At 57.6% G+C, this 24777-nt stretch carries 24 protein-coding genes; 8 read left to right on the top strand and 16 right to left on the bottom strand.

The genetic code is table 11. From position 1 onward, the window contains the following. Window positions 1–305 precede the first annotated feature (305 nt). Entirely contained in the window at window positions 306–512 is a 207-nt protein-coding gene (locus ACOKCT_RS09175; protein ID WP_103180692.1) for a YfgG family protein, read from the top strand. A gap of 27 nt (window positions 513–539) precedes the next feature. Here ACOKCT_RS09175 and ACOKCT_RS09180 read toward each other — a convergent pair whose 3' ends face one another. Further along, window positions 540–1424: a LysR family transcriptional regulator gene (locus tag ACOKCT_RS09180; RefSeq protein ID WP_103180693.1), complete on the bottom strand. Its 885-nt coding sequence runs from the start codon at window positions 1422–1424 to the stop codon at window positions 540–542. 98 nt (window positions 1425–1522) lie between these two features. Here ACOKCT_RS09180 and ACOKCT_RS09185 point away from each other — a divergent pair, with 98 nt between their 5' ends. Beyond that, window positions 1523–2704 (top strand): MFS transporter, encoded by a 1182-nt coding sequence (locus ACOKCT_RS09185; protein ID WP_420193390.1) that lies wholly within the window; start codon window positions 1523–1525, stop codon window positions 2702–2704. On the opposite strand, the gene ACOKCT_RS09190 is transcribed toward ACOKCT_RS09185, so the two are convergent. Beyond that, entirely contained in the window at window positions 2701–3426 is a 726-nt protein-coding gene (locus ACOKCT_RS09190) for an SDR family oxidoreductase (RefSeq protein ID WP_420193391.1), read from the bottom strand. The genes ACOKCT_RS09185 and ACOKCT_RS09190 overlap by 4 nt on opposite strands. Before the next feature lie 220 nt (window positions 3427–3646). On the opposite strand from ACOKCT_RS09190, the gene ACOKCT_RS09195 reads away from it, so the two are divergent. From ACOKCT_RS09195 to ACOKCT_RS09205, 3 genes are read left to right on the top strand one after another with little or no spacing between them, the layout of a single operon-like run. Then, window positions 3647–4108: a DUF6130 family protein gene (locus ACOKCT_RS09195; RefSeq protein ID WP_420193392.1), complete on the top strand. Its 462-nt coding sequence runs from the start codon at window positions 3647–3649 to the stop codon at window positions 4106–4108. A 35-nt stretch (window positions 4109–4143) separates the two neighbouring features. Next, window positions 4144–4398, top strand: a complete 255-nt coding sequence (locus ACOKCT_RS09200; RefSeq protein ID WP_103180696.1) for a DUF1471 domain-containing protein — start codon at window positions 4144–4146, stop codon at window positions 4396–4398. 9 nt (window positions 4399–4407) lie between these two features. Beyond that, window positions 4408–5157, top strand: a complete 750-nt coding sequence (locus ACOKCT_RS09205; protein WP_263950344.1) for an alpha/beta fold hydrolase — start codon at window positions 4408–4410, stop codon at window positions 5155–5157. 61 nt (window positions 5158–5218) lie between these two features. Here the strand turns inward: ACOKCT_RS09205 and guaA are convergent, their stop codons facing one another. Further along, the gene (gene guaA, locus ACOKCT_RS09210; protein ID WP_103180698.1) at window positions 5219–6796 is read right to left on the bottom strand and encodes a glutamine-hydrolyzing GMP synthase; all 1578 of its coding nucleotides are present in this window, start codon (window positions 6794–6796) and stop codon (window positions 5219–5221) included. 63 nt (window positions 6797–6859) lie between these two features. Then, a complete protein-coding gene (guaB, locus tag ACOKCT_RS09215; RefSeq protein WP_156239545.1) occupies window positions 6860–8326 on the bottom strand; it encodes an IMP dehydrogenase in 1467 nt (488 codons plus the stop codon). 159 nt (window positions 8327–8485) lie between these two features. Here guaB and xseA point away from each other — a divergent pair, with 159 nt between their 5' ends. Beyond that, complete coding sequence (xseA, locus tag ACOKCT_RS09220; protein WP_180210863.1) at window positions 8486–9859, top strand: exodeoxyribonuclease VII large subunit; 1374 nt, start codon at window positions 8486–8488, stop codon at window positions 9857–9859. Window positions 9860–9864: 5 nt separating this feature from the next. Here the strand turns inward: xseA and ACOKCT_RS09225 are convergent, their stop codons facing one another. Further along, entirely contained in the window at window positions 9865–10995 is a 1131-nt protein-coding gene (locus ACOKCT_RS09225) for an MFS transporter (protein ID WP_420193393.1), read from the bottom strand. 155 nt (window positions 10996–11150) lie between these two features. Here ACOKCT_RS09225 and ACOKCT_RS09230 point away from each other — a divergent pair, with 155 nt between their 5' ends. After that, window positions 11151–12170 carry a M4 family metallopeptidase gene (locus tag ACOKCT_RS09230; RefSeq protein WP_156655026.1) on the top strand — a complete coding sequence of 340 codons (1020 nt, stop codon included), beginning with the start codon at window positions 11151–11153 and terminating at the stop codon, window positions 12168–12170. Beyond that, window positions 12171–12521, top strand: coding sequence for a protealysin inhibitor emfourin (locus tag ACOKCT_RS09235; RefSeq protein WP_103180702.1), 351 nt, complete (start codon window positions 12171–12173; stop codon window positions 12519–12521). On the opposite strand, the gene ACOKCT_RS09240 is transcribed toward ACOKCT_RS09235, so the two are convergent. The 11 genes from ACOKCT_RS09240 to ndk all read right to left on the bottom strand — a co-directional run bounded on the left by ACOKCT_RS09240 (window position 12518) and on the right by ndk (window position 24733). After that, window positions 12518–12739 (bottom strand): zinc ribbon domain-containing protein, encoded by a 222-nt coding sequence (locus ACOKCT_RS09240; RefSeq protein ID WP_103180703.1) that lies wholly within the window; start codon window positions 12737–12739, stop codon window positions 12518–12520. The two genes, ACOKCT_RS09235 and ACOKCT_RS09240, sit on opposite strands and share 4 nt — an antisense overlap. Before the next feature lie 52 nt (window positions 12740–12791). Then, a complete protein-coding gene (locus tag ACOKCT_RS09245) occupies window positions 12792–13829 on the bottom strand; it encodes a Gfo/Idh/MocA family oxidoreductase (RefSeq protein ID WP_420193394.1) in 1038 nt (345 codons plus the stop codon). 61 nt (window positions 13830–13890) lie between these two features. Next, complete coding sequence (locus tag ACOKCT_RS09250) at window positions 13891–15444, bottom strand: peptide MFS transporter (protein ID WP_103180705.1); 1554 nt, start codon at window positions 15442–15444, stop codon at window positions 13891–13893. A 300-nt stretch (window positions 15445–15744) separates the two neighbouring features. After that, window positions 15745–17217 carry a ribosome biogenesis GTPase Der gene (gene der, locus ACOKCT_RS09255; protein WP_103181122.1) on the bottom strand — a complete coding sequence of 491 codons (1473 nt, stop codon included), beginning with the start codon at window positions 17215–17217 and terminating at the stop codon, window positions 15745–15747. Window positions 17218–17327: 110 nt separating this feature from the next. Beyond that, entirely contained in the window at window positions 17328–18506 is a 1179-nt protein-coding gene (gene bamB / locus ACOKCT_RS09260) for an outer membrane protein assembly factor BamB (protein ID WP_103180706.1), read from the bottom strand. Between the two features lie 10 nt (window positions 18507–18516). Beyond that, window positions 18517–19137, bottom strand: a complete 621-nt coding sequence (locus tag ACOKCT_RS09265) for a YfgM family protein (RefSeq protein ID WP_103180707.1) — start codon at window positions 19135–19137, stop codon at window positions 18517–18519. 13 nt (window positions 19138–19150) lie between these two features. Beyond that, window positions 19151–20425, bottom strand: a complete 1275-nt coding sequence (gene hisS / locus ACOKCT_RS09270; RefSeq protein ID WP_103180708.1) for a histidine--tRNA ligase — start codon at window positions 20423–20425, stop codon at window positions 19151–19153. Window positions 20426–20516: 91 nt separating this feature from the next. After that, on the bottom strand, window positions 20517–21635 hold the full coding sequence (gene ispG / locus ACOKCT_RS09275; RefSeq protein ID WP_103824628.1) for a flavodoxin-dependent (E)-4-hydroxy-3-methylbut-2-enyl-diphosphate synthase: 1119 nt from the start codon (window positions 21633–21635) through the stop codon (window positions 20517–20519). A gap of 30 nt (window positions 21636–21665) precedes the next feature. Then, on the bottom strand, window positions 21666–22673 hold the full coding sequence (gene rodZ / locus ACOKCT_RS09280; protein ID WP_103180710.1) for a cytoskeleton protein RodZ: 1008 nt from the start codon (window positions 22671–22673) through the stop codon (window positions 21666–21668). A gap of 292 nt (window positions 22674–22965) precedes the next feature. After that, complete coding sequence (locus tag ACOKCT_RS09285) at window positions 22966–24132, bottom strand: bifunctional tRNA (adenosine(37)-C2)-methyltransferase TrmG/ribosomal RNA large subunit methyltransferase RlmN (protein WP_103180711.1); 1167 nt, start codon at window positions 24130–24132, stop codon at window positions 22966–22968. Between the two features lie 169 nt (window positions 24133–24301). After that, window positions 24302–24733: a nucleoside-diphosphate kinase gene (ndk, locus tag ACOKCT_RS09290; RefSeq protein WP_039029721.1), complete on the bottom strand. Its 432-nt coding sequence runs from the start codon at window positions 24731–24733 to the stop codon at window positions 24302–24304. Between the last annotated feature and the right edge of the window lie 44 nt (window positions 24734–24777).

The following is a 24777-nucleotide window of genomic DNA, read 5'->3' on the forward strand; positions in this document are numbered from 1 at the left end:
CAGGCATCCAACCTGACACTGTTGCCGCGCATCGAATAACGATTACACGAAGGGAATAAAAGATTTTAATTAGCAACGGCGGGTGACATTTGACTTAAATCAAAAATATTAATATCGCTCAATTAGATTCACATTTTTTGACCACACTTTTGTGCTAATTATCAATGGCGTAAATAAGTTAATTATTATACATAACATTAAGTGAGTGAGTTGTTGACGCAATTTTACATTACGATTAATTGACCCCTGCCCGCCCGTATGCCTTAATGGCGTACCGCCCGCAGGGTATTATCAGGAAAACAACAGTGAGTCAGGCCACACGTATGCGAAGACGACATCGGTTTAACACTCGGATGACGCGTATCATACTGCTAATCAGCTTCTTCTTTTTCCTTGGCCGTTTCGTCTATTCCTCTATAGGTGCCTGGTATCACCATCAGGAGAAAAAACAGGCCCAGCAATCCAGCCTCTCTGTCGATTATGCCGGGCGTTCCACATCGACAATTAATTAATCGTTTGGTTTTTATTGGTTAATTTAATTATTCTGTTGTTTGTAATAAACGAATAATTTCGCTCATTCCTTTGCTCAGTATTTTGTCCTGACGCATAACAATAGCCAGCTGGCGCTGTAATACCGGCGTAAGCGATTGTACGCATAATCCCTGTCTGTCCTGCGCGCAGGCGACCGCCATGCGGGGAATAATGCTGTACCCCAGCCCGACACGAACCATACGCTTGATCGCTTCGATGCTGCCGGACTGCATCACCGGCTGCACCTCCACGCCGCTTGCCTGGAACCAGGCGTCGATGACCGTACGCGTACTGCTTCCCGCACTAAAGGCGATAAAGGGTCGATCCTGTAGATGCTCTGCGGTCAGCATGCCGAACTGCCTCTGCTCTTCCCCGGCGGCGATATAGACAAACTCCTCATTCATCACCGGTGCGATCGAAAGCGCAGACCCGGCAGCCGGGAGTGTCACCAGCCCCAGATCGAGACGGTTCTCCTCGATAGCGCGAACAATCTCAAGGGTATTGCCGGTGGTGACGCCAACCCGCAGCAGCGGATGATCCTGACGCAGCTGCTGCAACAGAGGTGGCAGCAGATGGATGCAGGCCGTGGCACCCATTCCGAGGGTAATGGTGCCGCTCACCTCATGGCTGAAGGCCCCTATCGCGCGTATCGCCTCATCCACCGCCTGCTCGATGCGCTCGCCGTGCGTAAGTAACGTGAGCCCCGCCGCGGTGGCTTTAATCCCCCGTCCGGTTCGCTCGATTAATCGCGCCTGCAGAAACTGCTCCAGCTGGCGGATCTGCAGACTGACGGCCGGTTGCGAAAGTCCCAGCAGATCCGCCGCGGCAGAAAAACTGCCCCGCTGCACCACCAGACGAAAGGTCGCCAGCTGTCCCAGATTCAGCGTCGTCATCACAAAGTTTCTCTTATAGGAGCCATAAATGCACCGGCCTGCCAGGGTCCTGATGCAACCGATATGCTCAGCATAACGCCCTGATGGAATGAAAGATAATGAAAAACCCTGCCCTGCCCCGCGCCCTCTCCCTCACTGCCGGCTGTAACCAGCTTATCAACTGGGGGATCTCTTTTTATATGCCCGGCACCTTTGCCCGGGCGATGACGGCGGATACCGGCTGGTCGTCAGCGCAAATCTACTCGGGCCTGACGCTCGCCATGCTGGTGATGGCTGCCCTCTCGCCGTTTGTCGCCCGCTTACTGGCGTGGATCGGCGGCCAGCGCGTGGTGATGACCGGCTCCCTGCTGATCGCCTTGAGTTGTCTGCTCATGGCTTACACGCACTCGCTTATGACCTGGTACGGCGCCTGGGTGTTAACTGGCATCGGTATGCGCCTGTCGCTGTACGACGCACTGTTTGCGGCGCTGGTGAATCTCTACGGTCAGCAGGCGCGGCGAACGATCTCCCGCGTGACGCTGGCGGGCGGGCTGGCCTCGGTGGTCTTCTGGCCGCTGGGAGAGGCACTGCTCATGGTCATGAGCTGGCGTGAAGCGCTGCTGATCTATGCCCTGTTCGGCCTGCTGAGCGCCGCGTTAACCCTGTCGCTACCCAATCAAACTCACCCTCTAGCCAACAAACCCGCCGCCCGTGCCAGAGGAGAGGATCGGCGCAACGGCTGGCTGTACGCCACGTTTATCGCGCTGATCACCTTTGTCTCTAACGGCACCTCGACCCATCTGCCGGAATTTATCGCCAGCGTCGGGCTGCCGGTTGCCGTCGGCATGTTATGGGGAATTGGGCAGACCGGGGCGCGGTTCCTGGAGGTGGTGGCCGGAGCGGGACTGACTCCGCTGCGCCTGACCCTGCTCACCGCCCTTGCCATGCCGGTCTGCTTTATGCTCGGCCTGAGCAGTACGCTTTTCCTCTGGTCAGCCGCCGGTTTTGTGCTGGGCTATGGGGCGATTAACGGCCTGGTGACCATCGTCAAAGCTACGCTGCCGTTGCAGTTGTTTGCCCCTGAAGAGTACGCCAGACGCACCGGGGTGCTGCTGATCCCGGCCCAACTGATGGCGGCGGCTTCTCCGCTGGCCTATGCGTGGCTGAACCGGGCTTTAGGGACGATTGGGGCGATGTGGCTGTCGTGGGGGCTGACGCTGGTGATTGCCGGGCTGGCGGTGGCGATGGTGAAGGGACAGGCCGCGCGTGGGGGCCAGGGCATCCCTGCCCTGAGTGACTAAAGAACAAATCCGCCGTCGATGGTCAGGCTTGCCCCGGTCATGTAGCCGGATGACGCCCCGGCAAGCCAGGCCGCCAGCGAGGCGATTTCGTCCGGCTCGCCCATTCTTTGCAACGGAATGCTACCAATGATCTGCTCCGCCATCCCGGCGGTCATATCGGTGGCGATGGGCCCTGGCTGGATGTTGTTAATGGTGATGCGCCGTGGCGCCAGATCCAGGGCGATGTTCTGCACCATCGATGCCACCGCCGCTTTGCTCATGGCATAAACGCTGCTGCCCGCATGCCCGGTACGCACGGCGGTATTGCTGCCGATGGTGATAATTCTCCCCCCTTCCGTCATCGGCTTCACCGCCGACTGAATGGCGAGGAAGACGCCGCGTACGTTGACCGACAGCGTGGCGTCCAGATCCGCCAGGGCATACTCCTCAATCGTTCCAGGGCGAAGCACACCCGCGTTCACCACCGCGACATCCAGCCTGCCGTAGCGGCGCAGCGTCGTATCCACTGCCGCCTGGATTGCTGCCGCATCTGCGCTGTCGGCTTCAATGGCTATCGCCTGGCCGCCCTGACGCGCAATGGTTGATACCAGCGCCTGCGCCCGGTCCGGACGGGATACCCATGTAATGGCAACCCGATAGCCCTCGCGCGCCAGTCGCGCCGCAATGGCCGCTCCGATCCCGCGTGCCCCGCCGAAAATCAACGCTACTTTTTCGTGATTCATGATGGTCATTCTCCTGTTGGCTTGAGCACCCAGCCGGGTGCCTCTGCAGACACCCTGCCAGCAGAAACAGCCCTGCGCATGCGCGGAATGTATCGCACTGTATCCCCGCCGCCCTGCTTACGCAGCCATACAAAAAAGCCGCCCACAGCAAACAGACCCGATACATAAAAATGGTTTTCTGTACCTGTCGTCACTGATTACCTGAAGAGGAGATACCCGGATGATGCATCGAAATGTCCTGCTCACGCTGTTCGCCTTGTCATCAGGCTGTACCTGGGCCGCACCGTTAAGCGGGCTTAGTGCGGCGGAGGTGAATGGCCCTGCTGCCGTAGCACCGCTCGAACAACCCCAGCCTCCGGCGAAGCTGATTGTGGATCCGCCGCTGGCGGGTCCGCTAAGTAAAGGCGCGGTCTTTATTCAATACCGCGCAGAGAACATGCGCATTGAACCGGTGTTCGGGCCTGAGGCGTTGAAAGTGACGCCGCGCATCGGCCATATCCACGTCATCGTGGATGACAATCCCTGGCACTGGGCCGACGCCAGCGGTGAACCGATCATTCTGGTGGGGCTACCCGCAGGTCATCACAAGGTGACCCTTATTCTCGCTGACCCAACTCATAAACCTGTTGATCGTAAAACCATTGAATTTACCGTGCCGCCGCATGCCGCGGTTATGCACTGAACGCAACCCCTGACTTATTTTTGAGGATTTAAACCATGAAAACATTACTGATTGCTGTCCTGACCTTCACTGCCGCAATGGCCTCTTCCGCTTTCGCCGCCCAGGAAATTAACCAGCCTCAGGGAGAGCAAAAGATTGGCACCGTTTCCGACAGCAGCGGTGCGACGTCGCTGGCGGATCTGGAGGCAAAACTGCAGGCCAAAGCCGATAAAGCGGGCGCCAGCGCGTTTCGTATTACCTCCGCCGGGGGGAACAACACCCTGTCCGGCACCGCCGATATTTATCGCTGAGGCGTAACCATGAAAAAAGTGTCTATCCATACCGTTGCGGTGGGCTTGCTGCTGGCCGCCGCCAGCGGCTCCGCGCTGGCGAATAATAAAACCGTCGTTCTGGTGCACGGCGCGTTTGCCGACGGCAGCAGCTGGAACCGCGTGATCGACAAGCTGCAACACCAGCATACCGAGGTCATTGCCGTTCAGCTGCCGCTCACCTCGCTGAAAGAGGATGTCGCCGCAACCCAGCGCGCCATCGCACGGGCCCACGGGGATGTGGTGCTGGTAGGCCACTCCTGGGGCGGCACGGTGATAAGCGAGGCGGGTAACGATGCGCGGGTCAAAGCGCTGGTTTACGTGGCGGCGTTTGCCCCGGACTCGGGCCAGTCGACGGCGGATCTGGCGGGGAGCTGCTACCCTGCCCCACCGGGCAGCGCAGGCATCGCCAAAACCGCGGACGGTTTTCTCTATTTGCCTGCCAAATCGGTACGTCAGGACTTTGCCCCGGACATTAATGCGGCCGAGCAAAGCACACTGGTCGCCACCCAGGGCCCGATCCGCGCAGAGGCTTTTGCAGAAAAGGTCACGCATGCGGCCTGGCACGATAAGCCGAGCTGGTATGTGGTCAGCAAGAGTGACCGGATGATCAACCCGGATCTGGAGCGGGCAATGGCGAAAGCGATTGATGCGAAAACCAGCGAGGTAGCGGCAAGCCATGTGTCGATGGTGAGTCATCCCAGGGAGATTGCCCGGGTGATTGAGCAAGCGGTGAAATGAGGCCAGCGAAAAAAAGCCCGCACGATGCGGGCTTGATTTATATGCGCTTAACAGGCGGGATTTATTCCCACTCGATCGTCGCCGGTGGCTTACCGCTGATGTCATACACCACGCGGGAAATACCGTTCACTTCGTTGATAATACGGTTGGATACGCGGCCCAGGAAGTCATACGGCAGGTGCGCCCAGTGGGCAGTCATAAAGTCGATGGTCTCCACCGCACGCAGGGAGACAACCCAGTCATACTTACGGCCATCGCCCATTACGCCTACAGAGCGAACCGGCAGGAAGACGGTGAACGCCTGGCTCACTTTGTTGTACAGGTCAGCTTTGTGCAGCTCTTCAATGAAGATCGCGTCCGCACGACGCAGCAGGTCACAGTACTCTTTCTTCACTTCGCCCAGCACGCGCACGCCCAGACCCGGCCCCGGGAACGGATGACGGTAGAGCATGTCATACGGCAGACCCAGCTCCAGACCGATCTTACGCACTTCGTCTTTGAACAGCTCGCGCAGCGGCTCAACCAGACCCATCTTCATCTCTTTCGGCAGGCCGCCCACGTTGTGGTGAGATTTGATGACGTGTGCTTTACCGGTGGCGGATGCCGCGGATTCGATCACGTCAGGGTAGATGGTGCCCTGCGCCAGCCACTTCACATCTTCCAGCTTCAGCGCTTCTTCATCGAACACTTCAACGAAGACGCGGCCAATGATTTTACGTTTGGCTTCCGGATCGTTTTCACCCGCCAGCGCGTCGAGGAAGCGCTGCTCGCCTTCCACGTGAACGATGTTCAGACCGAAGTGGTCGCCGAACATGTCCATCACCTGCTGGGCTTCGTTCAGGCGCAGCAGACCGTTGTCGACGAAGACGCAGGTCAGGTTTTTGCCGATGGCGCGGTGCAGCAGCATCGCGGTCACGGAGGAGTCAACGCCGCCGGACAGACCGAGGATCACTTTGTCGTCACCCACCTGCTGGCGGATACGCTCCACGGCGTCGTCGATGATTTTTGCTGGCGTCCACAGCGCTTCACACTGGCAGATGTCGATGACAAAACGCTCCAGCATGCGCAGGCCCTGACGGGTGTGGGTCACTTCCGGGTGGAACTGCACGCCGTAGAAGCGCTTCTCTTCGTTCGCCATGATGGCAAACGGGCAGCTCTCGGTGCTGGCAACGGTCACGAAGTCGGACGGGATAGCGGTGACTTTGTCGCCGTGACTCATCCAGACGTCGAGCAGCGCTTTGCCGTCGGCGGTCAGGGAGTCTTCGATACCGCGGATCAGGGCGCTGTCGGTCTGTACTTCAACCTGTGCATAGCCGAACTCACGCTCGTTGGAGCCCTCTACATGGCCACCCAGCTGCATCGCCATGGTCTGCATGCCGTAGCAGACGCCGAACACCGGCACACCGGCTTCGAATACATACTGCGGCGCGCGCGGGCTGTTCTCTTCGGTGGTGCTTTCCGGGCCGCCAGAGAGAATGATACCGCTTGGGTTGAATTCGCGAATCTGTGCTTCCGTGACATCCCACGCCCACAGTTCACAGTAAACGCCCAGCTCACGTACGCGACGTGCCACCAGCTGAGTGTACTGCGAACCGAAATCCAGAATGAGAATGCGATGTTTATGAATATTTTCCGTCATTGACGCTAATTCCGAGGCAAGTGAAACAAAATCGCCCGGCTTATAGCCGGGCGTGGAAATTTATCAGGAGCCCATGCGGTAGTTCGGGGACTCTTTGGTGATGGTCACGTCGTGAACGTGACTTTCCTGGATACCCGCACCGCTGATACGCACAAATTCCGCTTTGGTACGTAACAGGTCAATAGTACCACAGCCGGTCAGGCCCATACAGGAGCGCAGGCCGCCCATCTGCTGGTGGATGATCTCTTTCAGGTAGCCTTTATAGGCCACGCGGCCTTCGATACCTTCCGGCACCAGTTTGTCAGCAGCGTTGTCGGTCTGGAAGTAGCGGTCGGAGGAGCCTTTGGACATCGCGCCCAGAGAGCCCATTCCACGGTAAGATTTATAAGAACGCCCCTGGAACAGTTCGATTTCGCCCGGAGACTCTTCGGTACCGGCCAGCATGGAACCCACCATTACCGCTGCCGCACCGGCCGCGATCGCTTTCGCGATATCGCCAGAGAAACGGATACCGCCGTCAGCGATAACCGGAATACCGGTGCCTTCCAGCGCTTCTACCGCGTCGGATACCGCAGTGATCTGCGGAACGCCCACGCCGGTCACGATACGGGTGGTACAGATGGAGCCTGGGCCGATACCCACTTTCACTGCGCTACAGCCCGCTTCAGCCAGGGCACGCGCGCCCGCGCCGGTTGCCACGTTACCGCCGATGATCTGCAGGTCAGGGTATTTTGCACGGGTCTCACGAATACGCTGGAGAACGCCTTCGGAGTGGCCATGAGAGGAGTCGATCAGCAGCACGTCAACGCCCGCCGCAACCAGCGCATCAACGCGCTCTTCGTTGCCCGCACCTGCGCCCACCGCCGCGCCAACGCGCAGACGGCCATGCTCGTCTTTACAGGCGTTCGGTTTACGTTCTGCTTTCTGGAAGTCTTTAACGGTGATCATGCCGCGCAGGTGGAAGCTGTCGTCCACAACCAGCGCTTTTTCAACGCGTTTTTCGTGCATTTTTGCGAAGACCACGTCGCGGGATTCACCCTCACGCACGGTGACCAGACGCTCTTTCGGGGTCATGTAAACGCTGACTGGCTGGTTCAGGTCGGTGACGAAACGCACGTCACGGCCAGTGATGATGCCCACCAGTTCGTTATCGGAGGTGACAACCGGATAGCCTGCAAAACCATTACGCTCGGTCAGCGCTTTCACTTCGTGCAGGGTGGTGGTTGGCAGAACGGTTTGTGGGTCGGTAACGATGCCAGATTCATGTTTCTTCACGCGGCGAACTTCTTCCGCCTGACGCTCGATAGACATGTTTTTATGAATAAAGCCAATGCCGCCTTCCTGAGCCAGGGCGATAGCCAGGCGCGCTTCCGTCACGGTGTCCATTGCCGCGGAGAGCATAGGAATGTTCAGGCGAATGGTCTTGGTTAACTGCGTGCTGAGGTCGGCAGTATTCGGCAGAACGGTGGAATGAGCGGGAACGAGGAGGACGTCGTCAAACGTCAGTGCTTCTTTAGCGATACGTAGCATGGGCAATATCTCTGACCTGGGTGGTTAAATATTGCCGTGGCATTATACAGAGCGTAACCGATTGCATCCACACTTTTTTATAAATAATGCTTGCGATTGCCTCTTATCAGGTTACTATCGACTGAATAACCTGCTGATTTAGAATTTGATCCCGCTCACATGTTATCCTCCCAGTCCCCCTCAATTTATACTGTTAGCCGCCTGAATCAGACGGTCCGCTTGCTGCTTGAGCAGGAAATAGGCCAGGTGTGGATCAGCGGAGAGATCTCCAATTTCACCCAGCCGGCGTCCGGTCACTGGTACTTCACCCTGAAGGACAATACCGCTCAGGTGCGCTGCGCGATGTTCCGCAACAGCAACCGCCGGGTGACCTTCCGTCCGCAGCACGGGCAGCAGGTGTTGGTTCGCGCCAGTATCACGCTGTACGAGCCGCGCGGTGATTATCAGATTATCGTTGAGAGCATGCAGCCTGCGGGGGAAGGGCTTCTTCAGCAAAAATATGAGCAGCTGAAAGCGGCGCTTTCCGCAGAAGGGCTGTTCGATCAGCAGTACAAACAGCCCCTCCCCTCCCCCGCCCACTGCGTGGGGGTGATCACCTCGAAAACCGGCGCCGCGCTGCATGACATTCTGCACGTTCTGAAACGTCGCGACCCCTCCCTGCCGGTCGTTATCTATCCAACCGCGGTGCAGGGCGATGATGCGCCGGGTCAAATTGTCCGCGCCATTGCGCTTGCTAACGCCCGTCAGGAGTGTGATGTGCTGATTGTCGGGCGCGGCGGCGGCTCGCTGGAAGATCTCTGGAGCTTTAATGACGAACGGGTGGCGCGGGCGATTTTTGCCAGCCGGATCCCGGTAGTCAGCGCCGTCGGGCACGAAACTGACGTCACTATCGCCGATTTTGTTGCTGACCTGCGGGCCCCCACACCGTCCGCTGCGGCAGAGATGGTGAGCCGTAACCAGCTCGAGCTGCTGCGCCAGCTGCAAAACGGCCAGCAAAGGCTGGAGATGGCGATGGACTATTTCCTTGCCAACCGCACCCGTCGCTTTACCCAGCTTCATCATCGTCTGCAACAGCAGCACCCGCAGCTGCGCCTGGCGCGCCAGCAAACCGTGCTGGAACGTCTGCGCCAGCGGATGAACGTGGCGGTGGATAGTCAGCTTAAACGGGCGGTGCAACGCCAGCAGCGCGTTACCCAGCGCCTGAACCAGCACAACCCGCAGCCGCGTATTTACCGCGCGCAAACCCGCATTCAGCAGCTGGAGTATCGCCTTGCGGAGAATCTGCGTGCCCGCCTGAGCAGCACCCGCGAGCGTTTTGGTAACGCGGTCACCCACCTGGAAGCCGTCAGCCCGCTCTCAACCCTGGCGCGCGGCTACAGCGTGACCACGGCAACCGACGGCAAAGTGCTGAAGCAGACGAAACAGGTCAAAGCGGGGGATGTGCTTACTACCCGGCTGTCAGATGGCTGGGTGGAAAGCGAAGTGAAAGGCGTGACGCCGGCCAGAAAAACCCGCGCCCGCAAAAAGGGATGACGCGATTAATTCCGGGCGTCGGGCATCACCGCCAGCATCGCCAGCGATAGCGCGGAGAAGGCCAGCAGCGCCCACGCCGCGCCGACAAATCCATACAGCTGGCCAAAGAGCACCGAGCCGATAATCTGCCCGACCGCCAGCATCAGGAAGGCGACGCTGACTCCGGCCGCAGGCGAAGGCTCCGCGACCCGCGCCCCCTGAACCAGCAGCACGCCGGATAAAATCACATATCCCGCCCCGCTCATCGCCACTACCGGCAGCAGCCACCAGGCAAAGCCCTTGCTGAAGGCCAGGGCAATCAGCGACCCCGCCATAAAGATCTGCGATCCGCGATAAACCCCGCGCATGCCGATGCGTTTCGCCAGGCTGCCGGTAAAAACGGCGGCCACCCCAGCCCCGCCGCTCACCAGCCACAGGATGTTGGTGGCGGCGTCCTCCAGCCTGGTATGGCGCTGTAAAAGCTCGGGGCCGAAGCTCCACCAGGCGGCGCTGGCGATGCCGCTGACCAGCGCAATAGCGGAGAGCCGAATCATCCCCGGTTTCTGCATCAGGCTGCGCCAGCCCGGGGTCGTTTCGCCCGCCCTTCCCGCGCGGGGCAGATAGCGCCAGACGGGAAGAAGAGAGGCTAACGCCAGCAGGGCAAAGATCGCGCAGGCAACTCGCCAGCCGCCCGGCACAAAAAACAGCACCGGCACCGACAGAATGATGCCGCCGCTGGTCCCGGCATTGATAATGGTGTTCACCTGAGTTTGCCGCTCGGGGTTAACCCCGATGCTTACGGCCCCTGCCAGGGCGGGAGACGCCAGCCCCGAACTGAGGCCAGCAATGAACAGGCCCGCGGCCAGCACCGGCGGCGAAGGGGCGAACGCCAGAATCAGCAGCCCGGCCGCCGCCGTTAAGGCCGCCAGAACCGCCGGCAAGCACGGCCCGAAGCGCTCAGTGAGAGACGAGGCGAAAAAAACCGACAGGCAATAGGCCCCGTAGCTGCAGGCGGCAATCAGCCCCGCGGCCTGCGGCGAGAAAGGGATAGCCTGCCGGATATCCGGCAGCATAATGCCCCATGAAAAGCGCGCCATCCCATAGGTTATAGCGATCAAGGTAAATCCTGTGATGGCCAGAGCCAGGTTTTTCTTCATGCCGTTCCTCGCATTGGGTCGTTAAAACCTAAACCCTGCGCGCCGGGTGCGCCACTTTTTCGCCCCGCGATTTGTCCGACTTGCCTGCCGTTTTGCTGCGATGGCATACACTTAAGCTGTTGCTTTTTTCGGCATTGCCATAACAGGAGAGACGCATGACCCGAATCTATAGCGTGATCCCGCCCTATATCCTTCGCCGTATTATTGAGAGCGGCTCTGAGCCGCAGCAGCGCTGCGCTCGCCAGACCCTGACCCATGTCCAGACGCTGATGGCCCACATGCCGGGCAAACCTGTCGCGCCGCACGTGAACAGACCCGGGCAGCTGGAGCGGGACATTTACGACGCCAGGCAGACCCAGGAGCTGCCGGGCACCCAGGTGCGCTATGAGGGGCAACGCTCTAACGGCGACGTGGCGGTGGACGAAGCCTACGATTATCTGGGCATCACCCATGATTTTTTCTGGAAAAACTATCAGCGTGACTCCCTCGATAACAAAGGGCTAATCCTCACCGGTACCGTGCATTATGGCCGGGAGTATCAGAACGCCTTCTGGAACGGGCAGCAGATGGTCTTTGGCGACGGGGACGGTGAGATTTTTAACCGCTTTACCATCGCCATCGACGTGGTCGCCCACGAGCTGAGCCACGGCGTCACCGAAACCGAAGCCGGGCTTATCTACTTTGAACAGTCCGGGGCGCTGAACGAGTCGTTATCTGACGTTTTTGGTGCGCTGGTGAAGCAGTATCATCTTAAGCAAACCGCCGATAAGGCCGACTGGCTGATTGGCGAAGGCCTGCTGGCAGAGGGCGTTAACGGCAAGGCTCTGCGTTCCATGTCCGAGCCGGGCAGCGCCTACGACGATCCACTGCTGGGCAAAGATCCGCAGCCGGGGCATATGGATGATTTCATTAAAACCCGTGAGGACAATGGCGGCGTTCATCTGAACTCCGGCATCCCTAACCGCGCCTTTTACCTGGCGGCCACCGCCATTGGGGGCTATGCCTGGGAAAAGGCTGGCTACGCCTGGTACGATACGGTGTGCGATCGCAACCTGGCGCAGGACGCAGATTTTGCCGCCTTTGCACGGCTGACCATCTATCACGGAGAGAAACGCGCCGGCGGCGACGTGGCGGCAGCCATTGAACAGGCCTGGAAGAGCACAGGAGTACTGTAAATGCAGATCCCGGAACTGACGGATGACGCCGTGGTTGAGCTGGCCCGCGAGGGCGGCGTCGCTTTTATTCCTAAGCTGAGCGGCCTGCGGCGTATCGCCCTCTCGGAACTGAACGAGCAGCAGCGCCAGCGGGTGGTAGCGATCCTCGACCAGGCGCTGAACCTTGGCCAGCCGCCCGGCCAGGCATCATCACCGGGGCGCGGGGATCAGCGCTATTTTCGCATCCAGATCGTCTGGACCCGGCACAACCAGGCGCAGTATACCGACGTGATCCTACTGGTGCCGGAACAGGAAGCCCCGCCCTCGCTGGTAGATTTGTGGCGTAAGGGCGAAGACTGCGTCTGCGATTAAGCGCCGGGCAGGACGAACTCAACGCGCTTTTTCGAGATCAGGCCGTGGCCGTTCTGGCAGAAATAGTCCACCGCACCGCAGGCTTTTAACACCTCGAGCGGCTTATGGCACTCCGGGCAGCGCGCTTCCAGGGCAATATCCTGGTTGCAGTTTTCACAATGCGCCACGCCGTTTTGCGGTTCAATCTCCGCATGGCAATCCGGGCAGGTAATCGACATGATGACTCCTTGAAAGGATATTCAGTACGCTGTTGATTTTAACACGATGCGCTCAGTGGGGGCCACGTAGCTGTTGCTGTAATGTCAGCAGGCATGTTACTTCCTCCAGCCGACGTTGCGTTGTGCGGCTCACCTCCTGCGGGGCACGTTCAAACAGGCTCTGCTCCCCCAGGATATGCTCCGCCAGACAGTGGGCGTAAATCGTGCCGCCAAAACGCCAGCTCTGAACAACCTGCCCCTTATCAATGAGCTCCAGCACATCTTCCGCTCCGCGCCGGTCGTGGCTGAGGATACGGCCGTCACGCAGATAGAACCGCAGCCCTTTTTGCCCGCCGCTCGGCCCCGCATATTTGTTGAGCCAGATATCCACCGGCACGCCGCTAATCTGCCCCTGAAGATGCGCCTCGCCTTCCGCGGTGGTCAGGTCGCCTTTAGCGATATCGCGCCCCAGCCGATCTCTGGCAGTCACCACCTGCAAGGCCAGATCCCCACTGCCGCCCAGATAGCGCACCGTTTCGCGCATCATCGCCAGTACGTGCGTGCCGATATCGAGGATCACCCCATCCGGGTGGCGAAGCGTCCGGGTATCCGGCTCGCCGGTGGCAAAGTTAAGCGCGACAGGCTCCCCCGCCGCGTTAAACCCGCTCGGCTCCTGCAAAAAGCCCTCGATCCTGACGATGTCAGAGAAGGAGCCGATCAGCCCCAGACGTATCAGATGAATGCGCGCCATCCAGTGATCGAGCGCCAGCACCCGGGAGGCCGCCTCCGGCCTCGCCAGCAGCGATGTCAGTTTTTCGGCCTGGGCAAGCGTGGCGACAATCGGTTTTTCGACCACAATCCTCGATATGGAGGAGGCCAGCGCCTGCTCAAGCACATCCAGATGGTGTAGTGATGAGGTCGTGATAAAAAGCGTATCGAGGGGGCGGGCAAGGAGGTCGTCGAGCGCAGGAGATCGGGTGATGCCTGCAAGGGTCTTTGCGGGCTGGATATCAAACCCCACAGAGTGGAGTGAATCACCAAAGGTATTTTGTAGTGCGGGCAGGTAGGCGGTTTCAACCACCGCGCCAAGCCCGACAAATCCAATCTGCATCTGTTACCTCTTTCGTTGCATTGCCGGGGCGTAACACCGCCCCGGCCAGGAAAGGTCAGATTCAGGCGTTGGTTACGGGTTTCGGCTCACTTTTCGTTTGCGCATTTTCCAGCATACGACGCACCGGAACAATGAGCACCGTCAGAACAGCGGCACAAATCAGCAGGGCAATGGAGCAGCGCGCGAAGAGGTCCGGCAGCATATCCAGCTGGTCGGCCTTCACGTGCCCGCCAATCAGGCCCGCCGCCAGGTTGCCCAGCGCGCTGGCGCAGAACCACAGCCCCATCATCTGACCGCGCATTCTTTCCGGGGCCAGCAGGGTCATGGTCGCCAGACCAATCGGGCTCAGGCACAGTTCACCGAGGGTCAGCATCAGAATACTGCCCACCAGCCAGAATGGGGAGACACCCGCCCCACCGTTACTGAGGACATTCTGCGCCGCCAGCATCATCAGGCCAAAGCCCCCTGCCGCGCACAGAATACCGATCACGAACTTGGTGATGCTGCTCGGACGAATATTGTTTTGGGCCAGTTTAGGCCAGGCCCAGCTAAAGACCGGCGCCAGCAGAATAATAAACAGGGCGTTAATTGACTGGAACCACACGGCCGGGATTTCAAAATCGCCGATCATGCGATTGGTGTAGTCGTTCGCAAACAGATTGAACGAGGTCGGCTTTTGCTCGAACGCAGACCAGAAGAAGGCCGCAGAGACCAGCAGAATAAAGCAGACCAGCAGTCTGGCGCGCTCTTTCCGGTTCAGGCCGGCAAAGGCAAACAGCCAGATGAAGTAGAGCGCCACAGAGGCGGCAATCACATACACCAGCACGCTGGCCACGGCGACCGGGTTAATGACAATCACGCCCTGAGCAATCAGGGTAACAATAATCGCAATACCCACTGCCAGTGCCAGCAGCCAGCCGCCGACACCGTTTTTCTTCGCAACCGGGCTGTTCCAGGTGGAGTCCAGCCCCACTTCACTGTCATAGCGTTTCATGGCCGGTACGGCAAACAGGCGGAAGATGACCAGCGCCACCAGCATCCCGATGCCGCCGATACCAAAGCCCCAGTGCCAGCCGTGGGATTTAATCAACCAGCCGGAGATCAGCGGCGCGATAAATGACCCCATGTTGATGCCCATATAGAACAGCGAGAAGCCGCCGTCACGACGCGCATCGCCTTTCTTATACAGGGTGCCGACCATTACCGAAATACAGGTTTTAAACAGGCCCGAACCAAGGACAATAAACATCAGGCCGATAAAGAACAGGTTGTTACCCATCACCGCAGAAAGCGCAATCGACAGGTGGCCGAGCGCAATCAGGATCGAACCGTACCAGACCGCTCTTTGCTGGCCGAGCCAGTTATCCGCCAGCCAGCCGCCCGGCAGTGCGGCCAGGTACATGGTTCCGGCGAAGATACCGACGATAGCGGAGGCATTTTCACGCGCCAGCCCCATGCCGCCATCATAGACGGTGGCCGCCATAAAGAGGATCAGCAGCGGACGGATACCGTAAAACGAGAAGCGCTCCCACATCTCCGTGAAGAACAGCGCGCCGAGCGGATAAGGATGGCCGAAGAAAGTTCGGCTTTCGTTTTTATTAACAGAGGATTGCATAATTCTCCCGAGATGATGTGTCGTCGTACTTGTTAGCACCGGAAGTCAGCCGTCCCGTTAGCATTCGGGTGGCTTTTTTACATCCGGCGAAATGTTATTTAACCATTTGATAACCTGAAGCAACTTTTGTCCAGCCCCTGGTGCACCACCAAAAGATGAAAGTTCGACAATCGTCTTATTTCTTAGATTTTATGTTGGATAAACATGAATAGTGATTGACATCACATCAATAATTATTCGTTCCTGTCAGGCATAAAAAAACCCGCGACAGGCGCGGGTTTTTTGGCAGAGCAGCAAAGATTATTTGCTTTTCTTGATGTGTTTAATCAAACGCTTACGTTTACGCATCTGGTTCGGCGTCAGGGTGTTGCGTTTGTTAGCAAACGGGTTATCCCCTTCCTTGAACTGGATACGGATCGGCGTACCCATTACGTCCAGCGATTTGCGGAAGTAGTTCATCAGGTAACGTTTGTAAGAATCGGGCAGATCCTTCACCTGGTTACCGTGAATCACCACGATCGGTGGGTTATAACCACCGGCGTGCGCATACTTCAGCTTCACGCGACGACCACGCACCAGCGGTGGCTGGTGGTCTTCTGCCGCCATGGTCATGATGCGGGTCAGCATCGCGGTACCGACACGGCGGGTAGAGCTGTCGTAGGCTTCGCGTACGGATTCAAACAGGTTGCCGACGCCGCTACCGTGCAGGGCAGAGATGAAATGCACACGAGCAAAGTCGATAAAGCCCAGACGGAAGTCGAGGGTCTCTTTCACCTGCTCACGCACTTCATTGCTCAGGCCATCCCACTTGTTGACGACGATAACGAGTGAGCGCCCACTGTTGAGGATAAAGCCGAGCAGGGAGAGATCCTGGTCGGAGATACCTTCACGGGCATCGATAACCAGCATCACCACGTTGGCATCTTCAATCGCCTGCAGGGTTTTGATTACCGAGAATTTTTCCACTACATCGGTGATTTTGCCGCGCTTACGCACGCCCGCGGTGTCGATCAGCACATATTCACGCTCGTCGCGCTGCATCGGGATGTAGATGCTGTCACGGGTCGTGCCCGGCATGTCGTAGACCACCACGCGGTCTTCACCGAGAATACGGTTAGTAAGCGTTGACTTACCGACGTTTGGACGGCCCACAATCGCCAGCTTGATCGGCAGATCCTGTGGATTGAAGTCGTCTTCAGGCTCTTCTTCGCCCTCTTCGCTCTCTTCAAACTGCGCCCAGTATTCCGCGTCTTCATCCACCTCTTCTGGCGGGTTGATCTCATCAACAAACGGCAGCAGCGCGGTTTCCAGCAGGCTGGTCACGCCACGACCGTGAGAGGCGGCGATCGGGTAGATATCACCCAGGCCTAATGACCAGAAATCGGCCATCGCCTGGTCGGCATCGATACCGTCAGTTTTGTTCGCCACCAGGAACGTTGCTTTTTCACGTGAGCGCAGATGCTTGGCAATAGCCGAGTCGGCAGGCATCAGGCCCGCGCGCGCATCGACCATAAACAGCACGATATCGGCCTCTTCGATCGCCAGCAGGGATTGCTCCGCCATGCGGGTTTCCACGCCGTCCTCTGTACCGTCGATACCACCGGTATCGATACAGATAAACTCACGACCTTCCACTTCTGCACGACCGTACTTACGGTCACGCGTGAGCCCCGGGAAATCCGCAACCAGCGCATCACGGGTGCGTGTTAAACGGTTAAAAAGAGTGGATTTTCCAACGTTCGGGCGCCCGACAAGCGCGACCACAGGTACCATGTTTAAAGCCTCATAAAATTCGATATCACGTCGCATTTGCGGCGTTTTTTAAAAAATCAAAACGGCCCCTGAAGCAACAGGAGCCGTTGAGTATACTACAACCGCGGTGATTAACGCGTGATCGCGTACAGCGTGCCGTCTTTTGCCTGGATCAGCAGTTTACCGTCAACCGATACCGGCTCGGTCAGGAAGCCGGAACTGTCGACCTTCTCCTGCGCGACAAAACGACCGTTGCTCGGGTCAATCCAGTGCATATAGCCTTCGCTATCACCCACCACCAGGCTGCCGTTATAGAGTGCCGGCGCGGTCAGCAGACGGTGCAGCAGATCGCTTTGCGTCCACAGCGTCACGCCGCCTTCAGTGCTCAGGGCCAGCACGCGATCGTTCTGATCGACCAGGTAGATGCGGTTGCCGTCAACGATGAAATCGTTCACCGAGCCCAGCTCACGTTTCCACATGATTTGACCACTACGCAGATCCATCGCGGTCAGGTTGCCGTTATAGGCCAGCGCATACACAACGCCATTCACGATAACCGGCGTGGTATCGACGTCGCTCAGACGGTCGATTTCGGTCGGACCGGTAGCCTGAGAGATACGCTGCTGCCAGATCAGCTGACCTTGCTGCATCAGTACGGCGCTAACGCGACCGTTATCACCGCCGACAATGGCGGCGCCAAACGCGGTAGCCGGAGCCGATTCGCCGCGCAGGGAGAGCGCAGGCATATCCAGGTTCACGGTCCATTTCACCGCGCCGTCAGTTTCATTCAGCGCCTGCAGCTGACCGTTTGCGGTATGCACCAGCACCATGCCGTCGCTGACGACCGGACGAGAGAGCGATTCGCCCGCCACGCGGGTCTGCCAGGCAATGGAGCCATCGCTGGCGTTAAGAGCATAGACCTGTGCCTTCTCGCTGCCGATATAGACATGGCCACCAGCGACCGTTACACCACCGGAGAGCAGCGCAGGCGTGCGTGACAGCCAGCCGCTTTTTTCTGCGAGGTTAACCGACCACACTTCTTTGCCGTCGTCGGCATTCAGGGCTTTCACCGTGCCTTTACGGTCAGCCGCATAGACAACGCCGTCCGCAGAAGCCGGATGCAGGTTAGAGTAGAAATCACCAATCCCGTCGCCCACGGAGGTGCTCCAGGCGGTAGAAGGTTCAAACTGGTTTTCAACCGTCGGCAGTGGCGACATGGTCACGACATCTTCTTCACCGCTGAACAGTGAACAGCCGCTCAATAACGTAACGGAAAGCAGTCCTGGCAGAAGTAATTTACGCAATTGCATCGGGTCCCTCTCAGACGGACAAATTATTTATTTTCATCTGCAGCATTTCGCTCAGCGCTGGCGAGGCGTTACTTTTCACGCCCGCTTCCCACGCGCTGCGCGCGCCCTGTTTGTCACCTTTGCTCAGCAATGCTTCGCCACGCAGGTCGGCAACAATGGCGGCGTAACCTTCACCTTTAACGCTGTCCAGCGTTTTCAGCGCGTCGTCAGTTTTTTTCTGCTGAACCTGAATACGGGCGAGACGCAGGTTGATAACCGCTTTCAGATTATCGTCGCTTGCTGATGCCAGACCCTGCTGCAGCTGGGCTGCCGCTTTGTCCAGTTCATTTTTATCAACAAACTGCTGAGCCACTTCCAGGGAAGCCAGCGCACCGTAGGTGTTTTTGTTGTCTGCGGCAAATTTCTCTGCCGCCGCCAGCGTTTGTGGCTGATCGGCGCGGATTGCGCTAACGGTATTTTCATACTGTAAGGAAGAACCACGGGCAGAGTCGACCTGATGATTGTTCCAGTAACGCCAGCCCACCAGGGCGCCAACACCTAAAATGACCCCAACAGCCAGGGCTTTGCCGTTTTCAGCAAAGAAGCGTTTAAGTGCATCAACCTGGTCGTTTTCGTTCTCGTAAATTTCCACGCAGTCCTTCTCCTTAGCCCAGTAGAGTGCGCAAGTGCGCCGCAACGCCGTCCTGCGTTACCGTTGTTTGCTCACCAGAGCGCAGATCTTTCACTACCACTTCGCCGTTAGCCACTTCTGACTCGCCAAGTACCAGTGCGATACGCGCGCCCCACTTATCGGCACGGGCGAACTGTTTTTTAAAGTTGCCGCCGCCGTGGTTGGTCATCAGCTTAGCCTCCGGGAGCGCATCGCGCACGCGTTCGGCAAGCTGCATTGCCGCAGACTGCGTTTCCGCGCCTGAGGCTACCAGGTATATATCGACAACAGGATCGGCTTTAAATTCCGGATTAACTGCCTGAACTAACAAAACAAGTCGCTCAAGGCCCATGGCGAAGCCAACGGCAGGTGCTGGGCGACCGCCTAACTGCTCAACCAGACCGTCATAACGGCCACCGGCACAGACAGTCCCCTGGGAACCCAGGCTGGTAGTGACCCACTCAAAGACGGTGCGGTTATAGTAATCCAGGCCACGTACCAGGCGCTGGTTAACCGTATAGGTAATACCAGCAGCTTCCAGCAGTTTGCACAGACCAGCAAAGTGTTCGCGGGAGTCGTCATCCAGGTAATCACCCAGCGCAGGCGCATCGTTCAGCAGCGCCTGCACGTCCGGGTTCTTGGAGTCCAGCACGCGCAGCGGGTTGCTGTACATACGACGTTTGCAGTCTTCGTCCAGCTTCTCTTTGTGCAGTTCCAGGAAGGCCACCAGCGCATCGCGGTAGTTCGCGCGCGCTTCAAGAGAACCGATAGAGTTCAGCTCCAGCGTAACATGTTCGGCGATGCCCAGCGCACGCCACCAGCGCGCGGTAAGCATGATCAGCTCAGCGTCGATATCCGGACCCTGCAGGCCAAAGGCTTCGACACCCAGCTGGTTAAACTGGCGGTAGCGACCCTTCTGCGGACGTTCGTGGCGGAACATCGGGCCGATATACCACAGGCGTTGCTCCTGATTGTACAGGAGACCATGCTCGATGCCGGCGCGAACACAGCCCGCCGTACCTTCCGGACGTAAAGTCAGGCTGTCGCCGTTACGATCCTCAAAGGTATACATCTCTTTTTCAACCACATCGGTCACTTCGCCGATAGCGCGCTTGAATAACGGGGTCTGCTCTACAATCGGCAAACGGATTTCGCTGTAACCGTAGCTGCCGAGCACCTGCTTCAGGGTGCCTTCAATGCGCTGCCAGATGGCGGTCTCGGCAGGCAGATAATCGTTCATGCCGCGAATGGCTTGAATATTCTTTGCCACGTTTGTTCTCTTTCTATAGACAAAAATGAACCCTGGGGTTCATAACCGAAGGGTTCAATCATACACAGGAAGCATACCGCTTCCCATCACGTTATTTTTCGACCTGGTGCACGCTGATGCGCTGCGCTTCATCAAGCATGGTCGCTTTGGCGCGGATTCGGGCTTCAAGCTGATCGATCATGTCGCTATTATCCAGACGATCTTTGCGAACGCCATCTTCATAGAGACCACTTTTCTTGTTGCCGCCCGTTACACCAAGCGTTGACACCAGCGCTTCACCCGGACCGTTTACCACGCAGCCGATAATCGAGACATCCATTGGGGTGATGATATCTTCCAGACGCTGCTCAAGGGCATTCACGGTACCGATGACATCAAACTCCTGACGCGAACAGGTCGGGCAGGCGATAAAGTTGATGCCACGGGAGCGGATACGCAGGGATTTCAGAATATCGAAACCGACTTTGATCTCTTCGACCGGATCGGCGGCCAGCGAGACGCGCAGGGTATCGCCAATGCCTTCGTTCAGCAGCAGGCCGAGGCCAATGGCTGACTTCACCGCCCCACTGCGCGCGCCACCGGCTTCGGTGATCCCCAGGTGCAGCGGCTGATCGATCTGCTTCGCCAGCAGACGATAGGATTCAACGGCAAGGAAAACATCAGAGGCTTTCACGCTGACTTTGAATTGATCGAAGTTCAGGCGATCGAGATGATCCACATGACGCATGGCCGATTCCAGCAGCGCCTGCGGCGTCGGTTCGCCATACTTTTCCTGCAGATCTTTTTCCAGAGAACCGGCGTTTACGCCGATACGGATGGGGATGTTTTTATCGCGGGCGCAATCCACCACCGCACGAATACGCTCTTCGCTGCCGATATTGCCGGGGTTGATACGCAGACAATCGACACCGTATTCCGCCACTTTCAGCGCGATGCGGTAATCGAAGTGAATATCGGCAACCAGCGGAACAGAGACCTGCTGCTTGATGAGTTTGAATGCTTCTGCCGCATCCATCGTTGGCACGGAAACGCGAACAATGTCCGCACCTACGCGTTCTAACGCTTTGATCTGATTGACCGTCGCTTCCACATCCGTGGTGCGGGTGTTGGTCATCGACTGAACGGCGATGGGGGCACCATCGCCGATTGGCACATTTCCGACGTAAATACGTTTCGATTTTCTACGTGGAATAGGAGCCTGGTTATGCATGAAAAATCTCCCGCGTTGCCTGTCCGTTACTTACTGTGCTGCTGATTGTTCGGCATTTACGGTCAGACGCGCAACCTGGTTAGTTCTGATAAAACGGCTCAGATCGACAGGTTTACCCTGGAACTGGATCTGGACCGCAGCCGGAGCACCAATCTTGAGTTTGTACGGCGCCTGGCCTGTCAGGTTTAAATTACCGTCTTTACGCTGCAGACCGCTGAACAGCTTTTTGCCCGTCGCATCGGTCACTTCCAGCCAGCAGTCGGCGGTGAAGTTCATCACCAGCGCGTTCGGGTCAACAGGTGCTGCCGACACGCCTGCCGGATCGGCAGGTAAGGTCTGAGTGGCATCCGCCGTCGCTGCAGGTGCGGTTGCAGGTGCAGTCTCGACGTTAGCCTGAGAAGGCGACACCACCGCATTGTCTGCCGGTGCCTGCGCCGTCTGATCCGCGGCTGGCGCAGCAGTTTGCGCCGTTGCCATATCCTGAGTGCCGGTTGCTGGCGTCTGTGAATCGCTGGCGCTTGCAGAGGCGTCGGTATTCAGCGGGATGCTCTGGGCACCATCGCCCGCTGAGTTATTGAGCTCGGCGGAAGTTTGATCGGCCATGGTGGTGATCTCTTCCTGCTGCGCTTTATGGTTCTGCCACCACCACGCGCCCGTCAGGCCGATGACCACAAACAGCACCAGCCAGGTGAAACTCATCAGCCAGCCATCACGTTTTTTACGGCGTTTGCCCAGCGAAAAACTCTGCATCGGCGCGACTTTCGCCGCTCTGACCGGTGCCTGTTTTTCCATCATTGGCAGCAGTTCGTTTTCAGGGATATGAACCAGTTTCGCATAGGAGCGGATATAACCACGCAGAAACGTTGAAGCAAGATCGGCAGGAGCCTTATCTTCTTCAATATCGCGGACCGTGGAAACCTTCAGACATAAGCGCTCCGCAACGACTTGCTGGCTTAGTCCAAGTTGTTCACGGGCGTTACGAAGACGTACGCCAGTGGAAAGTGCTGCATTTTGGTCGTGAGTGGCTTCAGTATTCATTCGCTACAACTACTGGTACGTGAAAAGTGAGTATCCTGGCGCCGGTGAGTCACAATGCCACCTGCACCGCGAAACTTCTGGTCAGTTAACCTTAGTAACCCCGCCCAATGCTGTCAGGTTATCGTTGACAGAGGCGGTCTGGCAGTGAGGCTAAACTGTTGTTGCATCGTTACATACTGCCTCAAAGTCATATAAAACGCACCGTAATTATTACCCATATGCCGGCGCAATGACTGTTTATTCGCATCCGTAGCCGCCACGGCGCAATAGACGCGCCGTGACGGCATAATAATTACACGGACTTGATCGCGATGGCGTCGCCCTGCATGCGTTTACGCAGTGTGCGCTTGGTGCGGTCGATAACATCACCGGCCAGCTGACCACAGGCGGCATCAATATCATCACCACGGGTTTTACGCACGATAGTGGTAAAACCATACTCCATCAGAACCTTGGAGAAACGGTCGATACGGCTGTTTGAGCTACGGCCATACGGCGCGCCCGGGAACGGGTTCCATGGGATCAGGTTGATCTTGCACGGCGTGTCTTTCAACAGTGCCGCCAGCTCGTGGGCGTGTTCGGTACCGTCGTTGACGTGATCCAGCATGACGTACTCAATGGTGACGCGACCCTGGTTGGCGTTGGACTTCGAAATGTAGCCACGAACCGAGTTCAGGAAGGTCTCAATGTTGTACTTCTTGTTGATGGGCACGATCTCATCGCGGATGGTATCGTTTGGCGCATGCAGCGAAATCGCCAGCGCCACGTCAATCATATCGCCGAGCTTATCCAGCGCGGGAACAACGCCTGAGGTAGAGAGTGTGACGCGACGTTTGGAGAGGCCAAAACCGAAGTCGTCGAGCATGATTTCCATCGCCGGAACCACGTTGGTCAGGTTCAGCAGCGGCTCGCCCATCCCCATCATCACCACGTTGGTGATTGGACGGGTGCCGGTGATTTTTGCCGCACCGACGATTTTCGCCGCACGCCACACCTGGCCGATGATCTCTGACACGCGCAGGTTACGGTTAAAGCCCTGCTGCGCCGTGGAGCAGAATTTACACTCCAGCGCACAACCCACCTGGGAGGAGACGCAGAGGGTAGCGCGATCGTCTTCCGGGATATAAACCGTTTCAACACGCTGATCGCCAACCGCAATCGCCCATTTGATGGTGCCGTCAGCGGAACGCTGCTCTTCCACCACTTCCGGCGCGCGGATTTCGGCCACTTCTTTCAGCTTGTTGCGCAGCACTTTGTTGATGTCGGTCATCTCATCAAAGTTGTCGCTGCAATAGTGGTACATCCATTTCATGACCTGGTCGGCACGAAACGGCTTTTCGCCCATCTCTTTGAAGAACTCGCGCATCTGCTGACGGTTCAAATCCAGCAGGTTGATTTTTCCATTTTTATTCGGAACCGCAGGAATGGCGACTTCGGAGGTGTTAACTAATTCAGACATAATATATTCCGGCCTCGTTGTTACACGTTATGGCCCGTGGAGGGTTGAAAAGAAACGCCCCGGAAAGCGATCGGCTCATCCGGGGCGTTACATTGTACAAAGTCTGGTGCAGGGATGCCACGTTTGCACGCGGCATTTACGAAAATAATGTGTAAACGAAACCGTTATATTAACGGGTACGTGGACACACTTCGCCTTCCGCGAAGAAGTAGGCGATTTCGCGTTTAGCAGATTCTACGGAGTCGGAACCGTGGGTGCCGTTCTCGGTGAAGCTGTCAGCGTAGTCTGCACGCAGTGTACCTGCCAGCGCGTTGTCCGGGTTAGTGGCACCCAGCAGATCGCGGTGACGCTGAACGGCATTTTCGCCTTCCAGAACGGAAACCACGATTGGGCCAGAGGTCATGAACTCAACCAGGCCGTCGAAGAATGGGCGACCTTCGTGCTCAGCATAGAAACCGCGAGCCTGCTCAACGGTCAGATGCAGCATTTTGGTACCAACAATTTTGAACCCTGCCGCTTCAAAGCGCGCAAAGATGCTGCCAATAACGTTTTTTGCCACCGCGTTTGGTTTGATGATGGAAAAAGTACGTTCAATAGCCATGATTACCTCTGTGATTTGTTCTGTTGTTTTGCATTCATGCGAAA

Origin of the sequence: Leclercia sp. M-A074-M (genome assembly GCF_965195605.1) — a bacterium.
In the GTDB taxonomy this organism is placed as follows: Bacteria; Pseudomonadota; Gammaproteobacteria; order Enterobacterales; family Enterobacteriaceae; genus Enterobacter.

Bases quoted from the DNA above. Each gene is read 5' to 3' on its own strand.
- ACOKCT_RS09250 (WP_103180705.1), bottom strand. From the start codon at position 15,444: ATGCAATCCTCTGTTAATAAAAACGAAAGCCGAACTTTCTTCGGCCAT.
- ACOKCT_RS09230 (WP_156655026.1), top strand. From the start codon at position 11,151: ATGACCCGAATCTATAGCGTGATCCCGCCCTATATCCTTCGCCGTATT.
- rodZ (WP_103180710.1), bottom strand. From the start codon at position 22,673: ATGAATACTGAAGCCACTCACGACCAAAATGCAGCACTTTCCACTGGC.
- ispG (WP_103824628.1), bottom strand. From the start codon at position 21,635: ATGCATAACCAGGCTCCTATTCCACGTAGAAAATCGAAACGTATTTAC.
- der (WP_103181122.1), bottom strand. From the start codon at position 17,217: ATGGTACCTGTGGTCGCGCTTGTCGGGCGCCCGAACGTTGGAAAATCC.
- ndk (WP_039029721.1), bottom strand. From the start codon at position 24,733: ATGGCTATTGAACGTACTTTTTCCATCATCAAACCAAACGCGGTGGCA.
- ACOKCT_RS09205 (WP_263950344.1), top strand. From the start codon at position 4,408: ATGAAAAAAGTGTCTATCCATACCGTTGCGGTGGGCTTGCTGCTGGCC.
- ACOKCT_RS09240 (WP_103180703.1), bottom strand. From the start codon at position 12,739: ATGTCGATTACCTGCCCGGATTGCCATGCGGAGATTGAACCGCAAAAC.
- xseA (WP_180210863.1), top strand. From the start codon at position 8,486: ATGTTATCCTCCCAGTCCCCCTCAATTTATACTGTTAGCCGCCTGAAT.
- ACOKCT_RS09180 (WP_103180693.1), bottom strand. From the start codon at position 1,424: ATGACGACGCTGAATCTGGGACAGCTGGCGACCTTTCGTCTGGTGGTG.
- ACOKCT_RS09285 (WP_103180711.1), bottom strand. From the start codon at position 24,132: ATGTCTGAATTAGTTAACACCTCCGAAGTCGCCATTCCTGCGGTTCCG.
- ACOKCT_RS09225 (WP_420193393.1), bottom strand. From the start codon at position 10,995: ATGAAGAAAAACCTGGCTCTGGCCATCACAGGATTTACCTTGATCGCT.
- ACOKCT_RS09195 (WP_420193392.1), top strand. From the start codon at position 3,647: ATGATGCATCGAAATGTCCTGCTCACGCTGTTCGCCTTGTCATCAGGC.
- ACOKCT_RS09235 (WP_103180702.1), top strand. From the start codon at position 12,171: ATGCAGATCCCGGAACTGACGGATGACGCCGTGGTTGAGCTGGCCCGC.
- ACOKCT_RS09200 (WP_103180696.1), top strand. From the start codon at position 4,144: ATGAAAACATTACTGATTGCTGTCCTGACCTTCACTGCCGCAATGGCC.
- ACOKCT_RS09245 (WP_420193394.1), bottom strand. From the start codon at position 13,829: ATGCAGATTGGATTTGTCGGGCTTGGCGCGGTGGTTGAAACCGCCTAC.
- ACOKCT_RS09185 (WP_420193390.1), top strand. From the start codon at position 1,523: ATGAAAAACCCTGCCCTGCCCCGCGCCCTCTCCCTCACTGCCGGCTGT.
- guaA (WP_103180698.1), bottom strand. From the start codon at position 6,796: ATGACGGAAAATATTCATAAACATCGCATTCTCATTCTGGATTTCGGT.
- guaB (WP_156239545.1), bottom strand. From the start codon at position 8,326: ATGCTACGTATCGCTAAAGAAGCACTGACGTTTGACGACGTCCTCCTC.
- bamB (WP_103180706.1), bottom strand. From the start codon at position 18,506: ATGCAATTGCGTAAATTACTTCTGCCAGGACTGCTTTCCGTTACGTTA.
- ACOKCT_RS09190 (WP_420193391.1), bottom strand. From the start codon at position 3,426: ATGAATCACGAAAAAGTAGCGTTGATTTTCGGCGGGGCACGCGGGATC.